The 25,285-nt window shown below is 64.7% G+C and carries 21 protein-coding genes; 9 read left to right on the top strand and 12 right to left on the bottom strand.

The genetic code is table 11. The features are described from left to right. The first annotated feature begins 122 nt into the window (after positions 1-122). Positions 123-1,154: a hydroxyacid dehydrogenase gene (locus NKJ94_RS01170; protein WP_352522563.1), complete on the top strand. Its 1,032-nt coding sequence runs from the start codon at positions 123-125 to the stop codon at positions 1,152-1,154. A gap of 27 nt (positions 1,155-1,181) precedes the next feature. Here NKJ94_RS01170 and NKJ94_RS01165 read toward each other — a convergent pair whose 3' ends face one another. The 12 genes from NKJ94_RS01165 to NKJ94_RS01110 all read right to left on the bottom strand — a co-directional run bounded on the left by NKJ94_RS01165 (position 1,182) and on the right by NKJ94_RS01110 (position 15,947). Continuing rightward, positions 1,182-1,667 (bottom strand): hypothetical protein, encoded by a 486-nt coding sequence (locus NKJ94_RS01165; protein ID WP_352522562.1) that lies wholly within the window; start codon positions 1,665-1,667, stop codon positions 1,182-1,184. A 104-nt stretch (positions 1,668-1,771) separates the two neighbouring features. Beyond that, positions 1,772-4,600, bottom strand: a complete 2,829-nt coding sequence (locus NKJ94_RS01160) for a nitrate reductase (protein WP_352522561.1) — start codon at positions 4,598-4,600, stop codon at positions 1,772-1,774. A gap of 3 nt (positions 4,601-4,603) precedes the next feature. After that, positions 4,604-4,933 (bottom strand): nitrite reductase small subunit NirD, encoded by a 330-nt coding sequence (nirD, locus tag NKJ94_RS01155; RefSeq protein ID WP_352522560.1) that lies wholly within the window; start codon positions 4,931-4,933, stop codon positions 4,604-4,606. Between the two features lie 63 nt (positions 4,934-4,996). Next, entirely contained in the window at positions 4,997-7,447 is a 2,451-nt protein-coding gene (gene nirB / locus NKJ94_RS01150; protein WP_352522559.1) for a nitrite reductase large subunit NirB, read from the bottom strand. Between the two features lie 19 nt (positions 7,448-7,466). Beyond that, positions 7,467-8,768, bottom strand: coding sequence for an MFS transporter (locus NKJ94_RS01145; protein WP_352522558.1), 1,302 nt, complete (start codon positions 8,766-8,768; stop codon positions 7,467-7,469). A gap of 58 nt (positions 8,769-8,826) precedes the next feature. Further along, positions 8,827-9,024 (bottom strand): hypothetical protein, encoded by a 198-nt coding sequence (locus tag NKJ94_RS01140; RefSeq protein WP_352522557.1) that lies wholly within the window; start codon positions 9,022-9,024, stop codon positions 8,827-8,829. 396 nt (positions 9,025-9,420) lie between these two features. Then, complete coding sequence (locus NKJ94_RS01135) at positions 9,421-10,218, bottom strand: ABC transporter ATP-binding protein (protein ID WP_352522556.1); 798 nt, start codon at positions 10,216-10,218, stop codon at positions 9,421-9,423. Between the two features lie 10 nt (positions 10,219-10,228). Then, a complete protein-coding gene (ntrB, locus tag NKJ94_RS01130; protein WP_352522555.1) occupies positions 10,229-11,125 on the bottom strand; it encodes a nitrate ABC transporter permease in 897 nt (298 codons plus the stop codon). Positions 11,126-11,198: 73 nt separating this feature from the next. Then, positions 11,199-12,515: a CmpA/NrtA family ABC transporter substrate-binding protein gene (locus tag NKJ94_RS01125; protein WP_352522554.1), complete on the bottom strand. Its 1,317-nt coding sequence runs from the start codon at positions 12,513-12,515 to the stop codon at positions 11,199-11,201. Positions 12,516-12,872: 357 nt separating this feature from the next. Beyond that, positions 12,873-14,111, bottom strand: coding sequence for a CmpA/NrtA family ABC transporter substrate-binding protein (locus NKJ94_RS01120; protein ID WP_352522553.1), 1,239 nt, complete (start codon positions 14,109-14,111; stop codon positions 12,873-12,875). A gap of 2 nt (positions 14,112-14,113) precedes the next feature. After that, complete coding sequence (locus NKJ94_RS01115) at positions 14,114-14,713, bottom strand: ANTAR domain-containing response regulator (protein ID WP_352483956.1); 600 nt, start codon at positions 14,711-14,713, stop codon at positions 14,114-14,116. 49 nt (positions 14,714-14,762) lie between these two features. After that, complete coding sequence (locus NKJ94_RS01110) at positions 14,763-15,947, bottom strand: Gfo/Idh/MocA family protein (RefSeq protein ID WP_352522552.1); 1,185 nt, start codon at positions 15,945-15,947, stop codon at positions 14,763-14,765. A 200-nt stretch (positions 15,948-16,147) separates the two neighbouring features. Between NKJ94_RS01110 and NKJ94_RS01105 the strand changes: the two genes are divergently transcribed. The 8 genes from NKJ94_RS01105 to NKJ94_RS01070 all read left to right on the top strand — a co-directional run bounded on the left by NKJ94_RS01105 (position 16,148) and on the right by NKJ94_RS01070 (position 25,261). Further along, positions 16,148-17,062, top strand: coding sequence for a MurR/RpiR family transcriptional regulator (locus NKJ94_RS01105; RefSeq protein ID WP_352522551.1), 915 nt, complete (start codon positions 16,148-16,150; stop codon positions 17,060-17,062). A gap of 58 nt (positions 17,063-17,120) precedes the next feature. Further along, complete coding sequence (locus NKJ94_RS01100) at positions 17,121-17,903, top strand: SDR family oxidoreductase (RefSeq protein ID WP_352522550.1); 783 nt, start codon at positions 17,121-17,123, stop codon at positions 17,901-17,903. Further along, positions 17,900-19,441: a mannitol dehydrogenase family protein gene (locus NKJ94_RS01095; protein ID WP_352522549.1), complete on the top strand. Its 1,542-nt coding sequence runs from the start codon at positions 17,900-17,902 to the stop codon at positions 19,439-19,441. The genes NKJ94_RS01100 and NKJ94_RS01095 overlap by 4 nt, the downstream gene beginning before the upstream one ends. A gap of 18 nt (positions 19,442-19,459) precedes the next feature. Further along, on the top strand, positions 19,460-20,374 hold the full coding sequence (locus NKJ94_RS01090) for a sugar phosphate isomerase/epimerase family protein (protein WP_352522548.1): 915 nt from the start codon (positions 19,460-19,462) through the stop codon (positions 20,372-20,374). A gap of 48 nt (positions 20,375-20,422) precedes the next feature. Beyond that, positions 20,423-21,481: an ABC transporter substrate-binding protein gene (locus tag NKJ94_RS01085; protein WP_352522547.1), complete on the top strand. Its 1,059-nt coding sequence runs from the start codon at positions 20,423-20,425 to the stop codon at positions 21,479-21,481. A gap of 290 nt (positions 21,482-21,771) precedes the next feature. Continuing rightward, complete coding sequence (locus tag NKJ94_RS01080) at positions 21,772-23,310, top strand: sugar ABC transporter ATP-binding protein (RefSeq protein ID WP_352522767.1); 1,539 nt, start codon at positions 21,772-21,774, stop codon at positions 23,308-23,310. Further along, on the top strand, positions 23,307-24,278 hold the full coding sequence (locus NKJ94_RS01075) for an ABC transporter permease (protein ID WP_352522546.1): 972 nt from the start codon (positions 23,307-23,309) through the stop codon (positions 24,276-24,278). Before NKJ94_RS01080 ends, NKJ94_RS01075 begins: the two co-directional genes overlap by 4 nt. Continuing rightward, positions 24,275-25,261, top strand: coding sequence for an ABC transporter permease (locus NKJ94_RS01070; protein WP_352522545.1), 987 nt, complete (start codon positions 24,275-24,277; stop codon positions 25,259-25,261). Before NKJ94_RS01075 ends, NKJ94_RS01070 begins: the two co-directional genes overlap by 4 nt. The last annotated feature ends 24 nt before the right edge of the window (positions 25,262-25,285 follow it).

Here is a 25,285-nt window from a genome sequence, read left to right as displayed (position 1 = left end):
GCCACACCGCAAGGCCGAAGGCGGGCAAACTTCTCCTCCTCGACAGGCATGTGATAGATGTCGAGGCGGGAGAAGATGATTCTAATGTGCTGCGACGCGGATCGCACGGGAGGAAAAATGTCATGTCCGACAACGCCTTGCCGCTGGTGATCAGCGCACCGGAGCCACGCACACTCGACCTGATCTTCACGCCGGCTGCGCTGGCGAAATTTCGATCGAAATACCGCATCGTCGAAACATCGTCCGAAGGTGTCACAGCCTTGCCGGCTGATGTGCTTGCCGAGACCCGCTACATCGTCGGCCAGCCGCCGATCACGCCGGAGACGCTGGAGAAAATGAAGGCGCTGCGCTGCGTCTTCAATGTCGAGAGCAACCTCATCAAGAACATGCCGTATGAGACGCTGTTTTCGCGCGGCATCCATGTCGTCACCACCGGCCTGGTGTTTGCCGAGCCGGTGGCCGAGCTCGGCCTTGCCATGGCGCTCAACCTCGCCCGCGACATCGTCGACGCCGACCTCGCTTTCCGTCAGGGCAAGGAGCTGTGGGGCGGCGACGGCAACCGGACGGCGCGGCTTCTTTCCGGCGCGGATGTCGGCATTATCGGCTTCGGCGATCTTGGCCGTGCGCTCAACCGGCTGCTGTCGGGCTTTCGCACGCAGACGAAAGTCTTCGATCCGTGGCTGCCGCCGTCGATCCTGATCGACAACGGCGTCGAGCCGGCCTCGCTCGACGACGTTCTGTCGAACAGCGATTTCGTCTTCGTCGTCGCTTCGGTGACCAGCGAAAACCAGGGTTTCCTCGGCGCCGAGGCGTTCGCGAAGATGCGCAAGGGAGCCGCTTTCATCCTGCTCAGCCGGGCCGGCGTCGTCGATTTTCCGGCGCTGATGAATGCGGTCCGCAGCGGCCATATCGTCGCCGCCAGCGATGTCTTCCCGGAGGAGCCGCTGGCCCGGGACCACCCGGTCCGCACATTGCCGGGGTTCCTGCGCTCCGCCCACCGGGCCGGCGCGCTCGACATCGCCTTCAAGCGCATGGGCGACATGGTGCTGGAGGACATGGACCTGATCGATCGCGGCCTGCCGCCGATGCGTTCGAAACGGGCCGAGCGTGAGACCGTTTCGCGGATGCGTTCAAAGCCGGTCGACAAGAATTAAGCCGTCTGTCCCGATGGTCGCACATGCTCAGACCGTGAAGGACCAAAACAAACAGGCCAGTGTCGCTGCGGCGAAGACGACGAAGAACAGGCTTCTCAACAGGATGTTGCGCCGCAGCTCGTTGATGAAGAGATGGCATCCGACGACGGCTGCGACAAACAGGAAGCGCCAGTTCAGCAGTGCCGAGAGCACATCGCGTTGACCGAAAGCAAATCTGGCGGCGAGACATCCAATGATGACCGCGAACAACACGATCACCGCCCAGAAGATCGCATCGGCGGCATGCGTCAGGACGATGCCGGCAAGCCTGATCGGCAGAACCATCATCAGCAGTGCGCTGAAAAAGTAGACCGCCGCGAGCGGAATGAACGTCCCCGCATCGACGACGTCGCTCAGGCGCTTGGCGCCGATCGCGCCATAGGGATAGCCATGCCTGGCCACGACCAGGCTGAGCGCCATCAGCATGGCCGTCAGCACGGCGACCAGCGCGAATGAGGTCAGGGCTTTGCTCATGAGGCTCCCGTTCCGAACGAATCGAAGTCAGGACGTTGGTAGCCCATGGTTTGTAAATTGCTAGTAAGCATCATGCAGCGGCGCGGCAGAGTTCCTCGGCGCATTCACTCCGCAGCTTGAAGACGCCGGCCGTCGATGATGGTCTTGATCTCGGCGCGGCAGGAGCCGCAATTGGTGCCGGCGTGAAGGACGGTGCCGATTGCCGCGACGCTGGTGCAGCCGCCGCGCACCGCTTCCGCGATCTGATTGGCGCCGACCCCGAAACAGGCGCAGACGATGGCGCCGCGGTCAACGCTGTTGCCGCCCGGCCGTCCGGCGACAATCGCCAGCCGCGCCTGCCGATCGGCGTGGTCCGTGCCGAGCTGCTCCACTGCCCAGCCGCGCGACACCGCCACCGGGGTGGGCGCAAGATAGAGCGCGCCGACCAGCCGACTGCCCGCGAAACGGGCGAAGCGATGGTGCCCGCCGGCGATGTCGTGATAGGCGAGCGTTTCCCCTTCCGGGCCGAACAGCGCGGCGGCAAACCCGGTCCAGTCGCGGCCGGACTGCAGCGCAATTTCGAGGCGCCAGCCGGCGGGGCAGCGGGCGAGGCTCCAATACTCGGCGTCGATGGAGGCGGGCCGTTCGGCAAGCACGGCGAAACCGAAGGCCGTGGCGGCGAACCGCTCGATCCGGCCAGCAATATTCTTGGAGGCCGGCTGGCCTGAAATCGCATCGGTGATGGGCGCGACCAGTGCATCGATACGCGCACGGGCGGAAAATTGGTCCGTCCAGTGCATCGGCACGAACACAGAGCCTTGGCGTTGGCGCACTGTCACCAGCGCGCGGACCAGCACCTCGCCATAAGCCGACGATACGCGGACGATGTCGGCATCACCGATGCCGAAGTGCTGCGCATCCCCCGGGTGAATTTCGACGAAAGGCTCGGCCATATGCTGCGACAGGCGCGGGCTCTTGCCGGTCCGCGTCATGGTGTGCCAGTGGTCGCGCACGCGCCCGGTGTTGAGCACCAGGGGATAGTCCGGGCTGGTGCGGGTTTGTGCGGTTGGGCGGATGGCAATGAAGCGTGCCTTGCGGTCGGGCGTGTAGTAGCCGCCGTTGGCGAAGAAGCGGGTGCTGGCTGAGCTATGTTCAGCTTGAACGCCACCCTCTAGTTGACGTCCAGCTTTGTCGGCACGACTGGACTCCACCTCGTTGAGGCGGCTCTGAGAGGTCGAGACTTCACCACCGACCCCACCCCGTCCCGCTTGTTTCGCTTCGCTCAACGCGCGCGCCGACCCTCCCCTCAAGGGGGAGGGTGAGGCCGGCGCTGGCCACTGGAACGGAGCAAGCACTTCATAGGCATTTCCGTCGACACCTGCATAGGTGCCGATATCGAAGTCGCGGGCGCCGCCATTCTCGAATGTCGAGAGCGCGGCGTGTTCGGCGAAGATATCGGCCGGCGACGTATGCGAAAACGCCTCGCCGAACCCCATCCGACTCGCCACTTCGCCGATGATCCACCAGTCGGGCTTCGCCTCGCCGGGCGTCGCCAAAAAAGCCCGCTGGCGCGAGATGCGGCGCTCCGAATTGGTGACGGTGCCGTCCTTCTCGCCCCATGCCGCCGCCGGCAGCCGGACATGAGCGTGGCGTACCGTGTCGGTCTCGCCCAGCACGTCCGAGACAACGACGAACGGGCAGGCCTTGATCGCCGCTTCGACGGCATAGGCATCCGGCATCGAATCGACCGGATTGGTGGCCATGATCCACAGCGCCTTGATGCGTCCGTCGGCCACCGCTTGGAACATCTCGACCGCCTTCAGGCCGGGTTTTTCGGCGACGGTTGGGGCGTTCCAGAAGCGCTGCACGCGGTCGCGGTGCTCGGAGTTTTCGATCTCCATATGGGCGGCCAGCATGTTGGCCATGCCGCCGACCTCGCGGCCGCCCATGGCGTTTGGCTGGCCGGTCACCGAAAACGGCCCGGCGCCGGGCTGGCCGATGCGGCCGGTAGCAAGATGGCAGTTGATGATGGCGTTGACCTTGTCGGTGCCCGAAGACGACTGGTTCACGCCCTGGCTGTAGACGGTGACCGTCTTCGCCGTCGCGGCAAACAGGCTGTAGAAGCGGGCCAGTTCATCCTCACCAAGGCCGGTGGCCGCGGCGATGCCGGCAAGGTCGAGCGCCGAGGCGGCGAAAAGAGCTTGCCCGAAGCCGGTCGTGTGCGCCGTGATATAGGTGCGGTCCAGTGCGTTGTGCTGGCCGAGGTAGGCGAGCAGCCCTGTGAACAAAGCAACGTCGCCATCGGGCGCGATCGCCAGATGCATGTCGGCGATATCTGATGTCATGGTGCGCCGTGGGTCGATCAGCACCACCTTCATCTCGGGCCGCTTTTCCCGGGCCGCGGCAATGCGCTGGTAGAGCACCGGATGGCACCAGGCGAGATTGGAGCCGACCAGCACGATCAGGTCGGCAAGCTCCAGATCCTCGTAACTGCCCGGTACCGTGTCGGAGCCGAAGGCGCGGCGGTGGCCGGCGACCGACGAGGCCATGCACAGGCGCGAATTGGTGTCGATATTGGCCGAGCCGACAAACCCCTTCATCAGCTTGTTGGCGACGTAATAGTCCTCGGTCAGCAACTGGCCGGAGACGTAGAAGGCGACCGCATCGGGGCCGTGCTCGGTGATGGTTTGCGAGAAGGTCGACGCGACCAGGTCGAGCGCCTCGTCCCAGTCGGTGCGGCGACCGTGGATTTCCGGATGGAGCAGCCTGCCGTCGAGGTCGATGGTCTCGGCCAGCGCCGAACCCTTCGAGCAGAGCCGGCCGAAATTGGCCGGATGGTCCGGGTCGCCGCGAACGGTTATCTCGCCGTCCGCAGCGACCTTCGCCAGCACGCCGCAGCCCACCCCGCAATAGGGGCAGGTGGTCCTCACCTCGCGCGCTTCATCAATCTCCATGGCTCAGGCTGCGCGGCTGGCGAGCGCTTCCAGCGCAATGAACAGACGCTCGCCGTCGATCCGCAGCGGAATGGTGCGCACCACGCCCTCGTCGGCGCCTAGCGCCTTGCCGGTTTCCAGCGAGATCACCCAATTGTGTAACGGACACGTCACCGCCGTGCCATGGACGATGCCTTGGCTGAGTGGCCCACCCTTGTGCGGGCAATGGTCGTCGATGGCGAAGACCTGATCGTCGGCCGTGCGGAAGACGGCTATCTTGCCTTCCGGCGTGGCAACGCAGCGCGCGCCGCGACGCGGGATGTCCGAGAGCGTGCCGATTGATACCCAGTTCATCTGTCTCATCCTTTGCGCGTGTTCTTGACCGAAAACCGGTTTCCACTTTTCGGGAACACGCGCCTACTCCGCCGCCTGCGCAAAACCGACCGAAGCCATCGGCCGGAATTCATGCTTGTCCTTGCCGGAAGCGCGTTCCGACCACGGGTCGACCTGAGCGAATTTCTGCGAAAAGACGAAGCGGTCGAAATAGGCCTTACGCTTCTCGCCATCGTCCATGATCTGGCGCTTGACCTCGGCGATGCCAACGCGCTTGGCCCATTTGTAGATGCGCTCGAGATAGCGGCCCTGCTCGCGATACATCTGCGTCAGCGCCACGATATGCTCCAGCGCCTCGTCCTCAGTCTTGACCAGGCCGAGCACCTCGGTGCCCTTGATGTCGAGACCGGCGGCACCGGCGAAATGGATCTCGTAGCCGCTATCGACGCAGATGACGCCGACATCCTTGCAGGTCGCCTCGGCGCAGTTTCGGGGACAGCCCGATACCGCCATCTTAACCTTGGCCGGGGTCCACGAGCCCCACATGAATTTCTCGATGCGGATGCCCAAGCCGGTCGAATCCTGCGTGCCGAAGCGGCACCAATCCGAGCCGACGCAGGTCTTTACCGTGCGCAGCCCCTTGGCATAGGCGTGGCCGGAGACGAAGCCGGCTTGGCCGAGATCGGCCCACACTGCCGGCAGGTCTTCTTTGCGGATGCCGAGCATGTCGATGCGCTGACCACCGGTGACCTTGACCATCGGGATATCGAACTTGTCGACGACGTCGGCGATGGCGCGCAATTCGGCGGCATTGGTGACGCCGCCCCACATGCGCGGCACCACCGAATAGGTGCCGTTCTTCTGGATGTTGGCGTGGACGCGCTCGTTGATGAAGCGGGACTGGTAGTCGTCGGCGTATTCGTCGGGCCAGTCGCAGACGAGATAATAGTTGAGCGCCGGCCGGCATTTGGCGCAGCCGCAGGAGGTCTTCCATTCCAGCTCCTGCATGACGGCCGGAATGGTCTTCAGGCTCTTGGCCTTGATCAGCCGGCGGACCTCGTCATGGCCAAGCGTGGTGCAGCCGCACATCGGCTGGACCGCCGCCGGGTTGTACTTGTCGCCGATGGTCAGCACCATCAGCTTTTCGATCAGCCCGGTGCAGGAACCGCAGGACGCCGACGCCTTGGTGTGGGCGCGCACGTCGTCGAGCGAGGTCAGGCCCTTGGCCGTGATCGCGCCGGTGATCTTTCCCTTGCATACGCCGTTGCAACCGCAGATTTCCGCATCATCCGGCAAGGCTGCAACGGCCGCCATAGGGTCCAGCGGGGCGCCTCCCTGGTAGGACTGGCCGAAGATGAGCGTGTCGCGCATTTCAGATATGTCAGTCTGCTTCTTTTTGAGGTCGTTGAACCAGGCGCCGTCCGCCGTCTCGCCATAGAGCACGGTGCCGATGATGCGGTCATCCCTAAGCACCAGGCGCTTGTAGACGCCGGCAGCGGCATCGCGCAGCACGATCTCCTGGCGGTCGTCGCCCTCGGCGAAGTCGCCGAGCGAGAACAGGTCGATGCCGGTGACCTTGAGCTTGGTCGGCGTGTCCGAATGGACGAAGGCGGCAGCCTCGTCGCCGGCCAGCTGGCTGGCAGCGACGCGCGCCATTTCGTAAAGGGGCGCGACCAACCCATAGACCTGGCCGTTGACCTCGGCGCATTCGCCGATTGCGTAGATGTCGGGGTCGTTGCTGCGCATGCCGGCGTCGACGACGATGCCGCGATTGACGGCAATGCCGGCTTCTTTTGCCAGGGCCGCGTTCGGCCTGATGCCCACCGCCATGACGACGAGCGTTGCGGGAATGACAGTGCCGTCGGCAAGTTCCACCCGCTCGACCTTGCCGTTGCCGGTGATCGTCTGGGTGTTGGCCTTGGTGATGACCTTGATGCCGCGCTGCTCGACGGCACGCTGCAGGAGATAGCCGGCGGCCGGATCGAGCTGACGCTCCATCAGCGTCGGCATGACATGCAGCACGGTGACGTCCATGCCTTGCGAATTCAAGCCCGCGGCCGCCTCGAGCCCGAGCAGGCCGCCGCCGATGACCACGGCCTTGGCCCGCGACTGGGCGGCAAGCAGCATGGCCTGGACGTCGTCGAGATCGCGATAAGTGAGCACGCCCGGCAGATCGTGGCCGGGCACCGGAATGATGAACGGCACCGAGCCCGTGGCGATGACGAGCTTGTCATAAGGCTCGGTGACGCCGTGGTCGGAGGTGACGGTCTTTGCCGTCCGGTCGATGGCGACGATCTTGTGGCCCTTGTAAAGCGTAATGCCATTGGCGATGTACCAGCCGTCGCCATGGATGATGATTTCCTCATAGGCCTTCTCGCCGGATAGAACCGGCGACAGCATGATGCGGTCGTAATTGACCCGCGGCTCGGCGTTGAAGATGGTGACCTGGTAGTGGTCCGGCGCCTGTTCGAAGAGGTGCTCCAGCATCCGCCCAGGGGCCATGCCGTTGCCGATGATGACGAGTTTCTCGGTCATGTCCTGATCCACTCCGGTCTCACTCAGCCGCGTAGGAAAGGCCTGAAGCTTCGGCAGACGCCGTGCGCTCCATCCGCCGGATGGAAAAATGCATCCAGGCAAAGCAGGTGGCGACGATGACGAAGAGCAGCATGAAGCAGCTCGACCAGACGCCGGTGAGGTCGTTGAGCGCGCCGAAGGCGATTGGCAGGATAAAGCCGCCGAGCCCGCCAATCATGCCGACAACGCCGCCGACCGCGCCGACACTCTGCGGATAGTAAGCCGGGATGTGCTTGTAGACGGCGGCCTTGCCAAGGCTCATGAAGAAGCCGAGCACACAGGCAACGGCTATGAAGGCGAGCGGGCCGATCTCGAAATGGAAGGTGATCGGCCCGCTGATACCGCGCACGACGTAGTCTGCCGAGGGGAGAGACAGAACGAGAGTCGCGACGGCACTGACAGCGAAGGTCCAGTAGAGCACGGTGCGGGCGCCGATCCGGTCGGAAAGCACGCCGCCATAGGCGCGGAAAATACTTGCCGGAATTGAATAGGCCGCGCCGATCATGCCGGCGGTCGCAAGCCCGAAGCCGTAGACGCCGATCAGGTAGCGGGGCAGCCACAGCGACAGCGCCACGAATGCACCGAAGGCGAAGAAATAATAGAAGGCAAAACGCCAGACCTGCAGGTTCTTGAGCGGCGCGAATTCCTGCAAGAAGCTTCTCGCGGGTGCAGCCTTGCCGTCGCGGCGCTCGCGGATGACCGGATCGTCGCCGGTCGTGAACCAGAAGACGGCGGCCATGACGACGAGTGCTGCCGCCCAGATCAGCGCGACCGACTGCCAGCCCCAGGAGAGAAGCACGAACGGTGCCAGGAACTTGGTGACCGCGGCGCCGACATTGCCGACACCGAAAATGCCAAGCGCCGTACCCTGCTTGCCGGCCGGGAAGAAGCGCGAGACATAGGCGACACCGACGGCGAAGGAACCGCCGGCGAGCCCAACGCCTAGCGCAGCGACCAGCATCTGCCCGTAGGTGTGCGCAAAAGCGAGCAGGAAGGTCGCGACCGCCGCCGCAAGCATGGTCGCGGTGTATACCAGCCGTCCGCCAAAACGGTCGGTCCAGACACCGAGCACCATACGCACGAGCGAGCCGGTGAGGATCGGCGTGCCGACGAGCAGGCCGAACTCCGTCTCGTTCAGCCCCAGCTCCTGCTTTATGCGCACGCCGATGATTGAAAAGATCGTCCACACCGCGAAGCAGACGGTGAAGGCGATGGTGGACATCACAAGCGCCTGCCGGGGAGCACTGTCCTGGCTGGGCGCGGCTGGGAGATTTGCGGTCATTTTCTGGCTCCGGTTTGCGGCGTGGGAGTCACCGCCCTTGTCTGTTCGTTCGCGACTGTCAGCGGCGCGGCATCGGCGAACTGGTTGAAACCGATCTTTGCGCCGTCACTTCGAGACCCTTGCCGTCAGTCTTGGCGCCAGCGGGAAAGAGAAGGAGCGCGGCGGTGAACAGCGCCGCCGTCAGCGCGCTGCTGGCCAGAAAATCGCGGCGTGTGAAGTCCGCGAGGGACGCGCCAGTTCCGATCCGTTTCGTCATCGTCGTCTCCGGTTGGGCGCCGCTTGGGACCAGCGCCGTCGATTGCGTCAAAACAAAAAAGCCGCCGGCCAGGTCTTCGCGTCCGGGGTTCCGGGAGCGCGTGTGGACCTGAGCGGCAGCTTTGCCTGGGGCGCCCGCCATTGGACGCCATGTCACTTGGCCCTTGCGGACCTACATTCTGAAAAGCAGGAAGCGTGCCAATTCGACAGCGCTCTGAATTATCGAATGAAATCAATGTTAACCGCAGCCGCGCGACTTTTGACCAAGCCCGGCAGCGGATCAAAGATTAGTCAGAATGCCTTGCACAGCAGCATAATATTTGTGCAATGCGGTAGACTGCCAATTGCCGATGCAGATTGCCAATTGCCGATGATGACGAGTTTTCCGGTTATGGCCTTACTCCGCAGCTTCGACGAAGCGGTGGCGTTCGTAGAGGAACTTCAGCACCGCCTCGCGGCAACGCAGGAAGGTGCGGTCGGAGGAAAGCTCGATGCGCCGGCGCGGCCGGGCGAGCGGCACGGCAAGCACCTCGCCGATGGTCGCTGCCGGACCGTTGGTCATCATGACGATGCGGTCGGAGAGCAGCACCGCCTCATCGACATCATGGGTGATCATGATCGTCGTCGAGCCAAGCCTGGAATGGATGTCCATCACCGCATCCTGCAGATGCGCACGGGTCAGCGCGTCGAGCGCGCCGAACGGCTCGTCGAGCAAAAGAATCTTCGGCTCCATGGCGAGCGCGCGCGCAATGCCGACACGCTGCTTCATGCCGCCGGAAATCTCGGCCGGGCGCTTGTCCCTGGCATGCGCCATCTGCACGAGATCGAGATTGCGCATGATCCAGTCATGCCGTTCGGCCCGGCTCTTTGTGCCGCCGAAGACCTTGGATACCGCGAGGTTGATGTTCTCGTAGACGGTGAGCCAGGGCAGCAGCGAGTGATTCTGGAAGACCACGGCGCGTTCCGAGCCGGGACTATCGACCTCCTTGTCTTCGAGCAGGACGGCGCCGGCCGAGACCTTGGTCAGCCCGGCGATCAGGTTGAGCAAGGTCGACTTGCCGCAGCCGGAATGGCCGATGATGGAGACGAATTCACCCTTGTCGATGGTCAGCCGGATGTCCTTCAGGACGTCGCTGACATGGCCGCCACGGGCGAAGGATTTGTCGATGTGGTCGAGCTTCAGATAGGCCGTCATGGCGCTTTCCTCACTTTGCCGTTGTGCCGCGGGTGACGAAGGCGCCGACTGCCGCGACCAGGCGGTCGAGGCAAAAGCCGGTGACGCCGATATACGCGAGCGCGACGATGATGTCGGGCAGCCGCGACGAGTTCCACGCGTCCCATATGAAGAAGCCGATGCCGACGCCGCCGGTCAGCATTTCGGCGGCGACGATGGCGAGCCACGACAGCCCGATGCCGATCCGCAAGCCGGTGAAGATGTAAGGCGCGGCTGCCGGCACCATGATCTTTACGAAAAATTCGAACTGGTTCAGCCGGAGAATGCGGGCGACGTTGCGATAATCCTCGGGGATGTTGCGGACACCGACGGCGGTGTTGATGATCACCGGCCAGATCGAGGTGATGAAGATGACGAAGATCGCCGATGGGCTGGAATCGCGGAACGCGGCCAGCGACAGCGGCAGCCAGGCGAGCGGCGGCACGGTGCGCAGGATCTGGAACACCGGATCGAGGCCGCGCATGGCCCAGATCGACTGGCCGACCAGCGCGCCGAGCGCCACCCCGACGATTGCCGCCAGACCGAAGCCGATGGCAACGCGCTGCAGCGAGATCAGCACCCGCCAGGCGAGCCCGATATCCTGCGGGCCATTGTCGAAAAATGGGTGCGCGATCAGGTCATAGGCCTCGTTCCATACTTGGCTTGGGGGCGGCAGGCTGGCGGTCGGCGACGAACAGGCGACCTGCCAGATGACGAGCATGATGGCGATAACGATGACCGGTGGCACCAGCGTGCTGGCCAGCTTGCCGGCGATCGCGGCCGGGTCGAAGCGACGCCGCGCCTTGGCGGTGAAGGCGAGGATTTCGGCGGGCTTCGCCGGCGCGGGGAACGGCTTCACCTTGCGGTCCTCGATGGCTTGGATAGACATTTCTCGAAAACTCCTTGGCGGCACGTGCACAACCGGCGGCGTTGCCAACGCCTGTCGCGCATCTATGTCGGGCTCAGGCCGACGCCTTGATCTTCAGGCTGTCGAGATAGGCGGACGGGTTCTCCGGATCGAAGACCTTGCCGTCGAAGAAGGTCTCGGTGCCGCGCGATGACGAGGCCGGGATATCGGCCGCAGCGACGCCAAGATCCTTGGCCGCCTCGCGCCACAGATCCTCGCGATTGACCTGGGCGACCAGCGCCTTGATGTCGGTGGTCGGCGCGAACTTGCCCCAGCGGATGTTTTCGGCGAGGAACCAGCTGTCGTGGCTCTTGAAGGGATAGGACACGCCGCCCTTCCAGAACTTCATGTAGAGATCGGTGCCGGTGGCGACGCGGCCATTGCCGTAGTTGATGTCGCCCTTGAGGCGGCCGATAATGTCGACTGCCGGCACGTTCATCCACTGCCGCTTGCCGATGATGGCGGCCATCTCGTCCTTGTTTTCCTTGGCCTCGCACCATTGCTGGGCTTCCATGACGGCCATCAGGATCGCCTTGGTGGCGTTCGGGTACTTGTCGATGAATTCGGCGCGCAGGCCGAGCGCCTTTTCCGGATGGCCCTTCCATAGCTCGCCAGTGGTGGCGGCGGTGAAGCCGACGCCCTGGTGGACGAGCTGCTCGTTCCACGGCTCGCCGACACAGAACACGTCCATGTTGCCGACCTTCATATTGGCGACCATCTGCGGCGGCGGCACGACGATGGTCGAGACGTCCTTGTCGGGATCGATGCCGCCGGCGGCCAGCCAGTAGCGCAGCCAAAGATCGTGCGTGCCGCCCGGGAAGGTCATGGCGGCCTTCACCTCCTTGCCTGCGGCCTTCTTCGCAGCGAAGGCGTCCTTCAACTTGGAGGCGTCGAGGTCGACGCCGGTGCCGGCATATTCCTGGGCGACGGAAATGCCCTGGCAGTCGTAGTTGAGCCGCGCCACGATCGCCATCGGCAGCGGCTGCTTGTTTTGCGTCACCTTGCCAGTGTGCATCAGATAAGGCATCGGGGTCAGGATATGGGCGCCGTCAATGCCGTTGGCCTCGCCGCCGAGCACCAGATTGTCGCGCGTCGCGCCCCACGAGGCCTGCTTGAGCACCTCGACATCGGGCATGCCGAATTTCTCGAACAGGCCTTTCTCCTTGGCGATCATCAACGGTGCTGCATCGGTCAGCGCAATGAAGCCGAGCTTAGCGCCGGTGACTTCCGGCGCGGCCGCCGCGGCGTAGGCGCCGGAGGGCAGCAGCGCACGCGCCGCCGCCAGCGTTGTCGCGGTGGCAGCGCTGATCCTCAGGAAATCGCGGCGGCTGATCGCCGTTTGGGCGGAATGGCTCTTAATGCGTTTCGTCATCGTCGTCTCCGGTTGGGCACTGCTTGGGATCAGCGCCGTCGATTGCGTGTTCGGTCAAAACAAAAAGCCGCCGGCCAGGCCGCGCGCGTCCGTCCATCCGGGATCGCGTGTTGACCTGAGCGGCAGCTTTGCCTGTAGCGCCCGCCATTGGACGCCTATTCCGTGACCCGAGAAGAGTCTGCCTATTGCAAAGCAGGAACCGTGCCAGTTTCTGAATGGATGACAAACATCAATGAGATCAATGACATGCCACAATCGTCGGCGCGCCGGCCCGCTGGGCGAGCAAGCCAAAGATTGTTCATTAGCGCAGTTGCACGCACATTTTTTGTGCAGTGCACAAGAATGGCGCGGAAATAATCAGGCTTCGGCGCGCGCCAATTTCTGGCCGGCAATGTAGGCGTCGATCTCGTCGGGATCGAAGATCTGGCCATCGAAGAAACCGTCGGGTCCGAGCACCAGGCTTGCCCCCGCCGAACCGACCGGAGTCGCGGCCTTCAGCGCGCCCTCGACCTTGGCATTGGCACCGGGAAGCGCCACGCCAAGCGGCTTCAACGCCGAGCGGTAGAGATCGGGGCGGTAGCAGTCGCGGGCAATAGCGAGGTTTTCCGGCGTGTGCGCGACATGCCCCCAGCGCACCATCTGCGTATAGAACCACAGCGCATGACTCTTCCACGGGAAGTTCGCCGCCTTGTTGAAGGGCAGAAAGAAGTCGCCGACGCTCAGTTCGGCGCCGCCGCCGAGCGCAAGATGTCCGCTGAGGATCGGCATCTGCAGCGCCGGCGCAAGCCCGAGGAAGGCCGGCTGCGCCATCAAGGCCGCGAGTTCGCCGCGGTTTGCCGGATCCTGGCACCAGCGCGCCGCGTGATGAAGCGCGCGTAGCAGGGCCGAAAGTGCGGCCGGCTGTTTTTCCGCCCACGCCTTGCGCACGCCGACGACTTTCTCCGGGCTGGTCTTCCAGATGGCCGCCTTGACCGTGGCGATGTGGCCGGTGCCGGCGACGACGGAGGCGCTGTTCCAGGGTTCGCCGACGCAGTAGCCGTCGATCCTGCCGGCGGCGAGCGCGTCCGCCATAAAGGGCGGCGGCACGATGACGATTTCGATTTCACGCGACGGGTCGATGCCGCAGGCCGCGAGCCAGTAGCGCAGTTCGTAATTGTGCCCGGAATGCGGATGGACGACGGCGAAGCGCAGCGGATCGCGGCCGGCGTTCGCCCGTTCGCGGATCAATGCTCCCAAGGCCTTGCCGGCCCGCGCCGGATCAAGGTCGGGTCGGGCGCCGTGCGCGGCCATGCCCACCCAGACCGCGTTCGAAACCGTCACGCAGTTGCCGCCGAGGCCGAGCGAGAACGGCACGACCGTATCGGAGGCGAGCGGCGTCAGCCCCAGATTGCAGGCGATCGGCATCGGTCCCAGCATATGCGCCAGATCGAAATGGCCGATGGCGATGCGGTCGCGGATGTTGGCCCAGGACGTTTCCCGGTTGAGCGTCAGGTCGATGCCTTCACGCAGGGCGAAGCCGATTTCCTTCGCTGCGACAAGGACAGCGCTGTCGAAGAGCGGCATGAAGCCAGCATTGATCCGGTGCTCAGCGGCCATCGTCAACTCTCCTCGGGATCCAGAAGGCCTGCCGCCGTCACCAGGCTCTGCGCGATTTCGCCGATCTTCCGGTTCTGGTTCATGGCGGTCTTGCGCAGCAGCGTGTAGGCCGCGTCCTCCGACAGGCCGCGCGACTTCATCAGGATGCCCTTGGCGCGATCGATCACCTTGCGGCTCTCCAACTCGCTGCGGGCTTCTTCCAGTTCGCGCGCCATGCGCGAGAACGCATTGAAGCGGCTGATCGCCATGTCGAGGATCGGCTTGACCCGCTCCTGACGCAGGCCGTCGACGACGTAGGCGGAGACTCCCGCTTCCACCGCGGCTTCGATCGAGGCCTGGTCCGAGCGGTCGACGAACATGGCGATCGGCCGCTTCACCACGCGCGAGAGCTGGAACATGTTTTCGAGCATATCGCGGTTGGGATTTTCGAGATCGATGACGATCACGTCGGGTTCGATCTCGGCGATCCGTCGCGCTATGCCGGCGACGTCATGGATGACCGTGACCTGCTGATGCCCAGCCTCCCGCAGTCCTGCTTCGATTATGGAAGCGCGGATGTGGTTTTCATCGATCACCAGGACAGTGAGGGATTTGCGGATCATGCCGCATTTTGCGCAGGCGACGCGATTGTGCAATGCGGCATGGCGAGATTCACGGAAACAAAGCCGGCGTCCACGCGCCGCCCGAGGAATTGGAAGCGACGGCCGCCGCGACGAACTTGACGCCGCGGGCGCCGTCGATGACGTCGGGCACTTGGGCAGCACGTGCCGGATCGATCGCGACGCCCGAGCGGTGGGCGCGAATGATGTCGGCGGCGTCGCAATAGAGATTGGCGAAGGCCTCGATATAGCCTTCCGGGTGGGCTGCCGGCATGCGCGACACGCGCCGGCTTTCCGCGGATGCGCCATGGCCGCCGCGCACCAGCGTGCGCGTTTCCTCGCCATAGGGTGAAAAGCGCAACTCTTCCGGCCGCGTGCCGGACCATTCGAGCCCGGCCTTGTCGCCATAGATGCGGACGCAGAGGTCGTTGTAGTGGCCGGGCGAGGTTTGGCTTGCCAAGATCGTGCCGCGCGCGCCGCCCGACCAGCGAACAAGCACATGGGCGTTGTCATCGAGCCGGCGTCCGGGCACGGCGGTGAAGAGATCGGCCGAAACTTCCTCGGCCTGGCATCCCGAGATAAAGCTCGCCAGGTTGAACGCGTGCACGCCGATATCGGCGAGCACAGCCGACTGCCCGGCGCGTGCCGGATCGGTGCGCCATTCGGCCTGCTTCTGCCCTTCCGCGTCGATCGGCAAGGTCAGCCAGTCCTGGATATAGGCGGCATGCACGGAGACGATCCGCCCGAGTTCGCCGGCCGCCACCATTTCGCGCGCCTGCCGGACCATGGCGTAGCCGGTGTTGTTAAGCGTGACGATGAATTTGCGGTTTTTGGCGCGCGCCAGGCTCACCAGCGCCTCGGCGTCGGCCAGCGTCGTCGACAGCGGCTTGTCGCAGATGACGTCGATGCCGGCGTCGAGGAAGGCGGTCGCGATCGGCGCGTGCAGATAATTTGGCGTGACGATGACGACGGCTTCGATGCCGTCGGGACGGGCGCCTTCCGCGCGCGCCATCTCCCGGTAGTCGGCATAGCTGCGCTCAGGCGCGATGCCGATCTCGGCAGCGGACGCGGCCGCGTTTTCGGGATCCGAGGACAGCGCGCCGGCAACCAGCGCGATCTGGTCGTCGAGGCGCATGGCCAGCCGGTGCACGGCACCGATGAAAGCGTTGCGGCCGCCACCCACCATGCCGACCCGCAAGCGTTGGCGTGTCGACCCGTCGGCAATTGCGTAGACCATGAGTTGAGAACTCCCTCCCGTGGAAACGGTCTTTTTTGCGGGGTGCGCCGGCCCATAGGAACCCGTCACCGTTTTCGAACATTATTTCCAATTTTCGTTTTGTAAAACGATCATGGCGGGCTAGCGTGAAAACGATTTGAACTGGAGGAGGTTCGGATGACGAAGCAGCGCATGGTCGCAATCGCCTTCCCGTTCGTACCATGAGCGGAGCACGCAGCTCACCGGGTCGTGCTGAGATCGTCGGCCGCAACGAGACCATGGCGAAGAAACAGGGCCGCTCGCTTGCCGCGCTCGGCTACACCAAGCCGCAGACCTATGAGGAATTGCGTGCCGTGCTTTCGGCCGGCACGGTGCATTTCCCGAAGCGCCTGCGCCAGGTCGCCATCTTCCTGTGGCAGCATCCGAGCGACGTCGCGCTCGGCACGATCGTTCAGGTCGCCGAGCAGGCCGGTGTGCAGCCTTCGACCTTGGTGCGTTTCGCGCAGATCTTCGGCTATGCCGGCTTCTCCGACTTCCAGGGCCTGTTCAAGGACCATGTCAAAGCATCCTGGCCCGAGGGACGGGCGCGCGACGGGCAGGAGCGGGCAGCGGCTGAGCCCAACGCCAATCTGCATTTTCTCAACGGCATGGTCGGCGCCTCGCAGGCCTCGCTCGGCCGCATCGACAATGGCTTCGACGTCGAGAGTTTCGAAAAGATGGTCGACCTTTTGGCTTCGGCCGACCTGATCTATGTGATCGGCAGCAAGCGGGCCTTCCCCGTCACCACCTATCTGTCGCTCACTTTGTCGCAGCAGGGCGTGCGCAATGTGCTGGTCGACAATGTCGGCTCGACCGCCTTGGACCAGGTCGGCTGCATCGGCGAGCGCGATGCTGTGCTGGCGGTGTCGTTCAGCCCCTACAACTCGATCACCCCCGATCTTGTCGCCGTGGCGCATGAGCGGAAGGCGGACATCGTCACCATCACTGACAGCACGTTCAGCCCGCTGGTCGAGCTGTCGGACACCTGGCTGGAGGTGGTTGAGTCAGATTTTGCCGGCTTCCGCTCGCTTGCCGCGTCGCTGGCGGTCGGCATGGCGCTCGTCCACGGCGTCGTCGCGCGCCGCACGGGCGATTGACTATCGGGAATTGGCATTTCATATTCGGAAAAATAGAAACTTTGTTCCGGGAGGAGGAATGGAGATTCGGCTCGACGGCAAGGTGGTGCTGGTCACCGGCGCGACGCAAGGCATCGGCCGGGCGATCGCCGAGACGCTGGCGCGTTCCGGTGGCGGCGGCCTGCTGGTCACCGGCCGCGAGCCGGTGCGCGGCAACGAAGTGGCGGCGTCGCTCTCCGGCATGGGCACGCCGGCGGCCTTCATCGCCGCCGATCTGGCCGACGCCACGGCGCCGGCGCGACTGGTCGAAGAATGCGTCAGCCGTTTCGGCCGCATCGACGCGCTGGTCAATGCCGCCGGCCTGACGGACCGGGCCTCGTTCCTCGACGCAAGCCTCGACGACTGGGCGGCTCTCTTTGCGGTCAACGCCCGCGCCCCGTTCTTCCTGATGCAGGCGGCAATCGCGCAGATGCGCAAGCAAGGTGAGGGCGGCGCCATCGTCAACATCCTGTCGATCAACGCGCATTGCGGCTCGCCCGAACTCGCCGTCTATTCCGCCACCAAGGGCGCGCTGGCGACACTGACCCGCAACGCCGCCAACGCACACCGCTTCGACCGCATCCGTGTCAACGGCATCAATGTCGGCTGGACCGACACGCCGGCCGAACGCGTCATGCAGGCTGCGACGCTGGGGCACGGTCCAGGCTGGATCGACGCGGCCAACGCCTCGCAGCCTTTCGGCCGGCTGTTGGCGGCGGAAGAAGTGGCGAACTTTGCCGTGTTCCTGCTCTCCGACGCCGCAGGGCCGATGACCGGCGCGCTGATCGACCAGGAGCAGTGGGTCGTCGGGGCGAACCGGTGAAGGCTGGTTCCGCATCGCACGAGACGCTCGGCCCGGCACTGCTTAGCCGGCTCCCTTCCGCCGTCCAAAAACCGTCCTACGACCGGACAGCACTCACCCCAGGCATGGCGCATATCGGCGTCGGCGCCTTCCATCGCTGCCATCAGGCCGAATACACCGACGATCTCTTGTCGCACCGTTTCGATCGCTGGGGCGTGGTCGGTCTCAACATCCGCCCGCCAAACCTGTCGGAGACGCTGGGCCGGCAAGGCGGGCTGTACACGCGCCTGATCCGCGAGGACGACAAGGTCGAAGCGCGCGTCATCGGCAGCATCGTCTCGGTGGTCGACAGCCAGGAAAGTTCGGCCCCCGCGCTCGACGTACTGGCCTCCGCCGGCATCGAGATGGTCACGCTGACGGTCACCGAGAAAGGCTATTGCCACATTCCGTCCAATGGCGAGCTGGATGTGGCTCACCCGGACATCGTCCACGACCTCGTCAATCGGCAAACGCCGCGCAGCGTGCCGGGCATTCTGGCGCGGGCGCTCGAACTGCGCATGGCCTCGCATGGACGGCCGGTGACGCTGCTCTCCTGCGACAACATCCCGACCAACGGCGTCATCCTGGCGAACGTCGTGCAGGCTATCGCAGCACGGCGCGGCGATGGCCTGGCGGACTGGATCGCCGCCAACGTCGCCTTCCCGTCGGCCATGGTCGACCGCATCGCGCCCGCGACGTCTGAAGCCGACATCGAGACGGTCGAGCAGCGTTTCGGCTACCGCGATGCCGCCGTCGTGGTCGGCGAGCCGTTCCGGCAATGGGTGATCGAGCAAAAGTTCGCCGGCAGGGTGCCGCGCTGGGATCTGGTCGGCGCAAGCTTCGTCGACGACGTCACGCCCTTCGAGCATCTCAAGATGCGGGTGCTCAACGGCGCCCAGACGACGCTTGCTACTCTCGGCGTGCTGGCCGGCCACGAGCACACGTCGGACGCCATCGCCGATCCGTTGCTCGGGACTTTCGTTCGCCGCATGCTGGTGGAGGAGACGCTGCCGACCCTGGCGCCGGTGCCCGGTGTGTCGCCACAGGCCTATGTCGAGCAGAGCCTCGGCCGGCTCAGAAATACGGCAATCCGTCATCGCAATCACCAGATCGCCACCGATGGCTCGCAGAAGATCGTGCAGCGCCTGCTCAACCCGATCCGCGAGCGTTTGCGGCGGGGTGAAAGCATCGCCCTATTGTCGATTCCGGTCGCCGGCTGGATGGCCTATCTGATTAAGGCCTCGGCGAGGTTCGGCAGAAGCTGGGAAGTATCGGACCCTTACGCCGATAAGGTCGCTCAAATTGCCGACGCGGTCGGCGCCGATGCAAAAGCCCTAGCGGACGGCATTCTCGCCATCGACACCATCTTCGACCCCGGCCTCGCCGCGAACGAGAATTTCCGCACAACCATTGTCACCGCGCTCGACGGCCTGCTGTCGAACGACCCGATGGGCTTTGTCGGCCATGCCTGCGCATTGCCGGCGTCCGCGCGGTTGAAGCAGCCGGCACAATCGGCATAGTGGGAGAAGGGAGGCAGGATGAAGCTAGGACTGCTCACCGCACCGTTTGCGGACACCGCCCTCGGCGAGGTTGCCGACTGGGCAAGCTCGGCCGGTTTCGAGGCGCTGGAGATCGCCTGCTGGCCGAAATTCTCGGGCGCCGCCCGGCGCTATGCCGGCACCAGCCATATCGACGCCGCTTCGACTTCGGCCTCGCAGGCCAGGGAAATCGCGGCAGGACTGGCGGAGAAGAACCTGTCGATCTCCGGCCTCGGCTACTACCCCAATCCGCTGCATCCCGACGCCGGGCACCGCAACACCGTCATCGATCATTTGAAGAATGTGATCGTGCTGGCGAGCCATATGGGCGTGCCGGTGGTCAACACTTTCTGCGGCGGCGATGCTTCAAAAACCATCGACGCCAACTGGGAAGAGGCGCTCAAAGTGTGGCCCGCCATCATCGCCCACGCGCGCGACAACGGCGTCAAGCTGGCCTTCGAGAACTGCCCGATGATCTTCAGCTACGACGAGTGGCCGGGCGGGCACAACATCGCCTATTCGCCCTATATCTGGCGCCGCATTCTCGAGGCCTGGGGCGGCGATGTCGGCATGAATTTCGACCCGTCGCATCTGGTCTGGCAGATGATCGACCAGGCGCGCTTTGTCCGAGAATTCGGCCCGCATATGCTGCATGCGCATGCCAAGGACCTGATGATCGACCGCGACGGCCTTTATGAGCGCGGCATCCTTTCGGCCGGCATAGGCTGGCAGGTGCCGCGTATGCCGGGGCTCGGCGATGTCGATTGGAATATCATCTTTTCCGGGCTCTACCGGGCCGGATATGACGGGCCTGTCATCATCGAGCATGAGGACCGGCGCTTTGAAGGGAGCGACGACAACGTCAAGCGAGGCTTTCTGCTGGCCCGCGACGTGCTGCGCCCCTTTGTGAAATGACGCCCCTTCTGATGACCAGAAACGATTTTCGAACTGAACCTAAAGTCAATGTGGAGGAAGACTTACATGCGTAACAAGAAATATCTGGCAATGGTTCCGGTGCTTGCCGGCGCGGCTTTCATGGCCGCGGTGGGCGTCTCGTCCGCCGAAGGCAAATACACGATCGGCATTTCCAACACCGTGCAAGGCAATGGTTGGCGCGAAGAGATGATCTGCGCGATCAAGGCACAGGCGCTTGCCTCCGGCGAGGTGACCAAGCTGAACATCGCCCATCGCAACACCGACGCGGCAGGCCAGCTCGAGGACATCCGCAACCTGATCAGCGCCAAGGTCAACGCCATCGTCGTCAACCCGGCCGATCCGGCCGGCATCAAGGCGGCCCTGGAGGAGGCCACCAAGGCCGGCATCGTCGTCGTCGCCGTCGATCAGGCGGTCACCGAGCCGTCGGCCTACATCATCTCCAACAACCAGGAGCAATACGCCTATCTCGGCGCCAAGTGGCTGTTCGGACAGATGGGCGGCAAGGGCGATGTCGTCTATATGCGCGGCGCTGCCGGCGCCTCCGCCGACAGCGACCGCGACAAGGGTTTTAAGAAGGCGCTGGCCGAATTTCCGGATGTGAAGGTCGTGCACGAGGTCTTCACCGGCTGGCAGCAGGACCAGGGCAAGCAGCAGATCCTCGACTTCATCGCCACCGGAACGCCGTTCAACGGCATCTGGACCTCCGGCATCGACAATGTGATCGTCGATGCGCTGGTCGAGTCGCAGACGCCGCTGGTGCCGGTGGTCGGTGCCGACAATGCCGGCTTCGTCGGCCAGCTGAACTCGGTCAAGGGCCTTGTCGGTGCAGCCGTGACTAACCCGGGCTCGATCGGCGGCGCCGGCGTGACGCTCGCTCTGCAGATCCTCGACGGCAAGAAGCCGGCGGAGCAGACCGTGCTGGTCGAGCCGCAGCTCTGGGAAAATGCCACCGAAGAGGGCAAGGCCAAGCTCAAGGGAGCCGCCGATCCGTCGCTCAGCCCGGAATGGCCGGTCTCGATCTCGATCCCGGAATGGACCACCTACAGCAAGGACCAGATCGTCGCCTGCAAGGGTCCGGGCGAATAATCGGGCTTTCGCTGCAGACCATGACCGTTTCCCACTTGTGCGGAGACGGCCAATTGTCGAAGTCGGCGCCGCCCCTCATCGCCCTGCCGGGCACTTCTCCCCGTATAGTGACGGGGAGAAGGGGGGCTGGCCGCAACTTCGGCGCCCTTCCTGCGACGGTGACGATTGGCGAAACCGGCGATCACAGCCCCCCTCTCCCCGTCTCTATGCGGGGAGAGGAGCCGGCAGGCAGGTGAGGGGCGGCGCCAGCGCGGAATGATTTGAGCCACATGAATCGAGAACCACGCAGTTTGACCACCAATCCCCTCCTGGACGCCACCGGCGTCGTGAAGAATTACGGCGCCGTGGCGGCGCTGCGCAATGCCTCGCTGTCGGTCCTGCCCGGCGAGGTTCACGCGCTGATGGGCGCCAATGGCGCCGGCAAGTCGACGCTGGTCAAGATCCTGACCGGCGCCATCCGCGCCGATGCCGGCCGTATCCTGATCCGCGGCGAGACGCGCGACGTGCGCTCGCCCGCCGATGCGCGCCGCACCGGGCTGCTTCCGGTCTATCAGGAGCCGTCGCTCATCCCCGATCTCGACGTTGCCTCCAACCTTCGCCTGACCGGCACGCCGGTCGAGCCGTTCCGGGCCTGGGTGCGCGAGCTCGGCATTCCCGACCTCGACATACGCGACACCGCGCGCGACATCCCGCTTGCCGTGCTGCGGGTGCTCGATCTGGCGCGCGCACTTGCCGTCGAGCCCGACGTGCTGCTGCTCGACGAGATGACCGCTGCTTTGCCGGCTAACCTTGCCGAACGCGTGCTCGAGGTCGTCCGCCGCCAAGGCGACAGCGGCCGCTCGGTGATCTTCATTTCGCACCGCTTCGTCGAGATATCGGCACTTTGCGACCGCGCCACGGTGCTGCGCGACGGCGAGACTGTCGGCGTCGTCGATATCGTGCCGGGCGTCGAGGAGCAGATCGTCGAGCTGATGCTCGGCGCCAGGATCGAAAAGAGCCGCGTCGCGGCGCGTCAGGCGAACCAGGCCGCTTCGCCGGCAGCCAGCCGGCCGCGCCTTGGCGTCCGCAACCTTCGTGTCGGCACCAAGCTCAACGACGTGTCGTTCGATCTCAGGAATGGCGAGGTCGCGGGCGTTGTCGCGCTGGAGGGCCAAGGCCAGGACGAGCTTTTCGCAGCACTTGCCGGCTCCATCCGCCCCTCCGGCGGGACGATCGAAGTGGACGGGCAGCCAGTCAAGTTCGCGCATCCGGCGGATGCCATCGGCGCCGGCCTCGCCTATGTGCCCGGCGACCGGGCCGAGGCGTTGGCGATGCAGCGCTCGGTGCGCGAAAACATCGCGCTGCCCTTCAGCGCCGCCTTGCGCAATTGGGGGCCAATCAACATGCGGCAGGAGCGCTCCAGGGTGGTCAAGGCGATCGAGCGGCTGCAGATCGATACGCGCGCCCAGCGGGAGGTGCAGCGGCTGTCCGGCGGCAACCAGCAGAAGGTGACGATCGCCCGCTGGATCGCCGCCGAAGCACGAACCATCCTGTGCTTCGATCCGACGCGCGGCATCGATGTCGGCACCAAGCAGGAGATCTACAAGCTGCTACGCGAGCTCGCAGACCAGGGCAAGTCGGTGCTGTTCTACACATCCGAGCTCGAAGAAGTGCAGCGCGTCTGCGACCGTGTCATCGTCATTTTTGGCGGACGCGTCGTCGATGTCTTCGCAGCCGAGCTCGCCGACGAGCCGGCGCTGATGCGCGCCGCCTATGGCCTGCCGCGCGACGCCAAGCAGGATGTCGGCATCCTCGCCGATGTCCGTTCTAGCCCGGCGGTGACGCCTTGATCCGCTTCATCCGCCACCAGGGCTGGGTTGCCGGCCTGCTCGCCCTGTTCGTCTTGCTGTTCGTGATCACCAAGCTCATACAGCCGGGCTACGGCAGCGGCGATTTCGGCTCGCTGGTGCGCGCGGTGTTGCCCTACGCCTTCGCCGTCGCGGCCCAGACCGTGGTCGTCATCGCCGGCGGCATTGACCTTTCGGTCGGCGCCATGATGGCGCTGACCAGCGTCACCGCCGCTTCGATGATGGACGGCGCCAGCGAGGAATATGCGCTGTTCGTCGTGCCGTTCGTGCTGGCCATGGGGCTGGTGCTGGGCGCCGTCAACGGAATGCTGATCGTCGTCACCCGGGTGCCCGACATCGTCGTCACGCTGGCCACCCTCTTCGTCCTGCAGGGTGCTGCCTTGCTCGTCCTCCAGGCACCGGGCGGCGCTGTCGCCGAATGGCTACGGGCGGCCATCGTCGGCACGGTCCCGATTCCGGCATTGCCTGAGATCTCTGCCTGGATACCGAAAGCGCTGGTCCTCCTTGTCGTTTGCCTGTGCATCATCTGGATACCGCTCAGGCGCTCGAAGCTCGGCCTGTCCATCTATGCCATCGGCAGCAGCGAACTCGCGGCTTTTCGCAGCGGCGTAGCCGTCGCGCGCACCAGGATCATCGCCTACGCCCTGTCGGGGCTTTTCGCCGCCATGGGCGGGCTGGCACTGACCATGAGCACCGGCATAGGCGCTCCCATCCCCGGTCCCTATCTGCTCGCCAGCGTCGCGGCGGTGGTGCTCGGCGGCGTCGCCCTCGGCGGCGGCAAGGGCGGAATGCTCGGCCCGATCGTTGCCGTCTTCGTGCTGCGCCTGGTGCGCACCGACCTGACGCTCATGGCAATCGACCCCAACGTCACCGCGATCGTCGAGGGCGCCATCATGGTCGCCGTCGTCATGTTCGGAGCCTTCATCATCATGCGGAGCCGCGCATCATGAGCAGCAGTGCAACGATGACCCCGCAAGTTTCCTTCGGCCGCCGCGTCAAGCGCTTCATGGGCGACCGGCCGCTGATCCCGCTGATCATCCTGTTGATTTTGCTGGTCGTGGTTCTGCAAATCCTGCGCCCCGGCATCGTCAACGAGCGCTGGCTCGCCAACACCGTCAAGTTTGCCATACCGCTGGCGATCCTTGCCGGCTGCCAGACCATGACGATGCTGACCGGCGGCATCGATCTTTCCGTCGGAACCGTGGCGACGATGAGCGCCTTCATCATGGCGACGCAGGTCGTCAATCATGACCCGGCGGTGGCTATTCTGATCGCGCTGGTGCCGGCGGTGCTGATCGGTTTCGTCAACGGCATCGGCGTCGGCGTCTTTCGCGTGCACCCGCTGATCATGACGCTCGGCACCAGCCTGATCGGCACCGGCTGCCTGCAGGTCTATCAGCGCACCGTGATCGCCTCCGGCGCCAAGATCCCGCCCTTCCTGGCCTGGCTCGGCACCGGCCTGACCTATGGCGTGCCCAATGCGCTGCTGCTGTTCGTGCCGGTGGCGGCGCTGATCGTCTTCACCTTGAGCCGGACCGGCTTTGGCCGCCTTCTCTATGCCGTCGGCGACAACGAACGGGCAACGCGCCTGTCCGGCGTCCGCTACTGGCAGGTGATCACCGCGCTCTACGTCATTTCGAGCGTGCTCGCCGGGATCACCGGGCTGCTTTACATCGGCTTGATCAAGGCGCCGTCGCTGTCGCTCGCCGAACCGCTGGTGCTGCCTTCGGTGGCCGCTGCCGTCGTCGGCGGAACCTCGATCTTCGGCGGCCGCGGCGGCTATACTGGCACTATCATCGGGGCGCTGATCCTCACGGTGCTGACGACGCTGCTGACGATTTTGCAGATGCCGGAGGGTGCGCGGCGGATGCTGTTCGGGCTGATCGTGCTGTTTGTGACGGCGGCGTATCTGCGGATTGTGGAGGAGAGGTAGGGGGAAGGCAGGCGGGAACGGCGG

This window comes from Mesorhizobium sp. M0060, assembly GCF_040323155.1.
GTDB lineage: Bacteria > Pseudomonadota > Alphaproteobacteria > Rhizobiales > Rhizobiaceae > Mesorhizobium.
This window is presented reverse-complemented; position numbering and strand designations above follow the sequence as displayed.

Bases quoted from the DNA above. Each gene is read 5' to 3' on its own strand.
- nirB (WP_352522559.1), bottom strand. From the start codon at position 7,447: ATGACCGAGAAACTCGTCATCATCGGCAACGGCATGGCCCCTGGGCGG.
- NKJ94_RS01100 (WP_352522550.1), top strand. From the start codon at position 17,121: ATGGAGATTCGGCTCGACGGCAAGGTGGTGCTGGTCACCGGCGCGACG.
- NKJ94_RS01115 (WP_352483956.1), bottom strand. From the start codon at position 14,713: ATGATCCGCAAATCCCTCACTGTCCTGGTGATCGATGAAAACCACATC.
- NKJ94_RS01140 (WP_352522557.1), bottom strand. From the start codon at position 9,024: ATGACGAAACGGATCGGAACTGGCGCGTCCCTCGCGGACTTCACACGC.
- NKJ94_RS01085 (WP_352522547.1), top strand. From the start codon at position 20,423: ATGTGGAGGAAGACTTACATGCGTAACAAGAAATATCTGGCAATGGTT.
- NKJ94_RS01165 (WP_352522562.1), bottom strand. From the start codon at position 1,667: ATGAGCAAAGCCCTGACCTCATTCGCGCTGGTCGCCGTGCTGACGGCC.
- NKJ94_RS01135 (WP_352522556.1), bottom strand. From the start codon at position 10,218: ATGACGGCCTATCTGAAGCTCGACCACATCGACAAATCCTTCGCCCGT.
- NKJ94_RS01160 (WP_352522561.1), bottom strand. From the start codon at position 4,600: ATGGAGATTGATGAAGCGCGCGAGGTGAGGACCACCTGCCCCTATTGC.
- NKJ94_RS01105 (WP_352522551.1), top strand. From the start codon at position 16,148: ATGAGCGGAGCACGCAGCTCACCGGGTCGTGCTGAGATCGTCGGCCGC.
- nirD (WP_352522560.1), bottom strand. From the start codon at position 4,933: ATGAACTGGGTATCAATCGGCACGCTCTCGGACATCCCGCGTCGCGGC.
- NKJ94_RS01170 (WP_352522563.1), top strand. From the start codon at position 123: ATGTCCGACAACGCCTTGCCGCTGGTGATCAGCGCACCGGAGCCACGC.
- NKJ94_RS01125 (WP_352522554.1), bottom strand. From the start codon at position 12,515: ATGACGAAACGCATTAAGAGCCATTCCGCCCAAACGGCGATCAGCCGC.
- NKJ94_RS01070 (WP_352522545.1), top strand. From the start codon at position 24,275: ATGAGCAGCAGTGCAACGATGACCCCGCAAGTTTCCTTCGGCCGCCGC.
- ntrB (WP_352522555.1), bottom strand. From the start codon at position 11,125: ATGTCTATCCAAGCCATCGAGGACCGCAAGGTGAAGCCGTTCCCCGCG.
- NKJ94_RS01120 (WP_352522553.1), bottom strand. From the start codon at position 14,111: ATGGCCGCTGAGCACCGGATCAATGCTGGCTTCATGCCGCTCTTCGAC.
- NKJ94_RS01110 (WP_352522552.1), bottom strand. From the start codon at position 15,947: ATGGTCTACGCAATTGCCGACGGGTCGACACGCCAACGCTTGCGGGTC.
- NKJ94_RS01090 (WP_352522548.1), top strand. From the start codon at position 19,460: ATGAAGCTAGGACTGCTCACCGCACCGTTTGCGGACACCGCCCTCGGC.
- NKJ94_RS01145 (WP_352522558.1), bottom strand. From the start codon at position 8,768: ATGACCGCAAATCTCCCAGCCGCGCCCAGCCAGGACAGTGCTCCCCGG.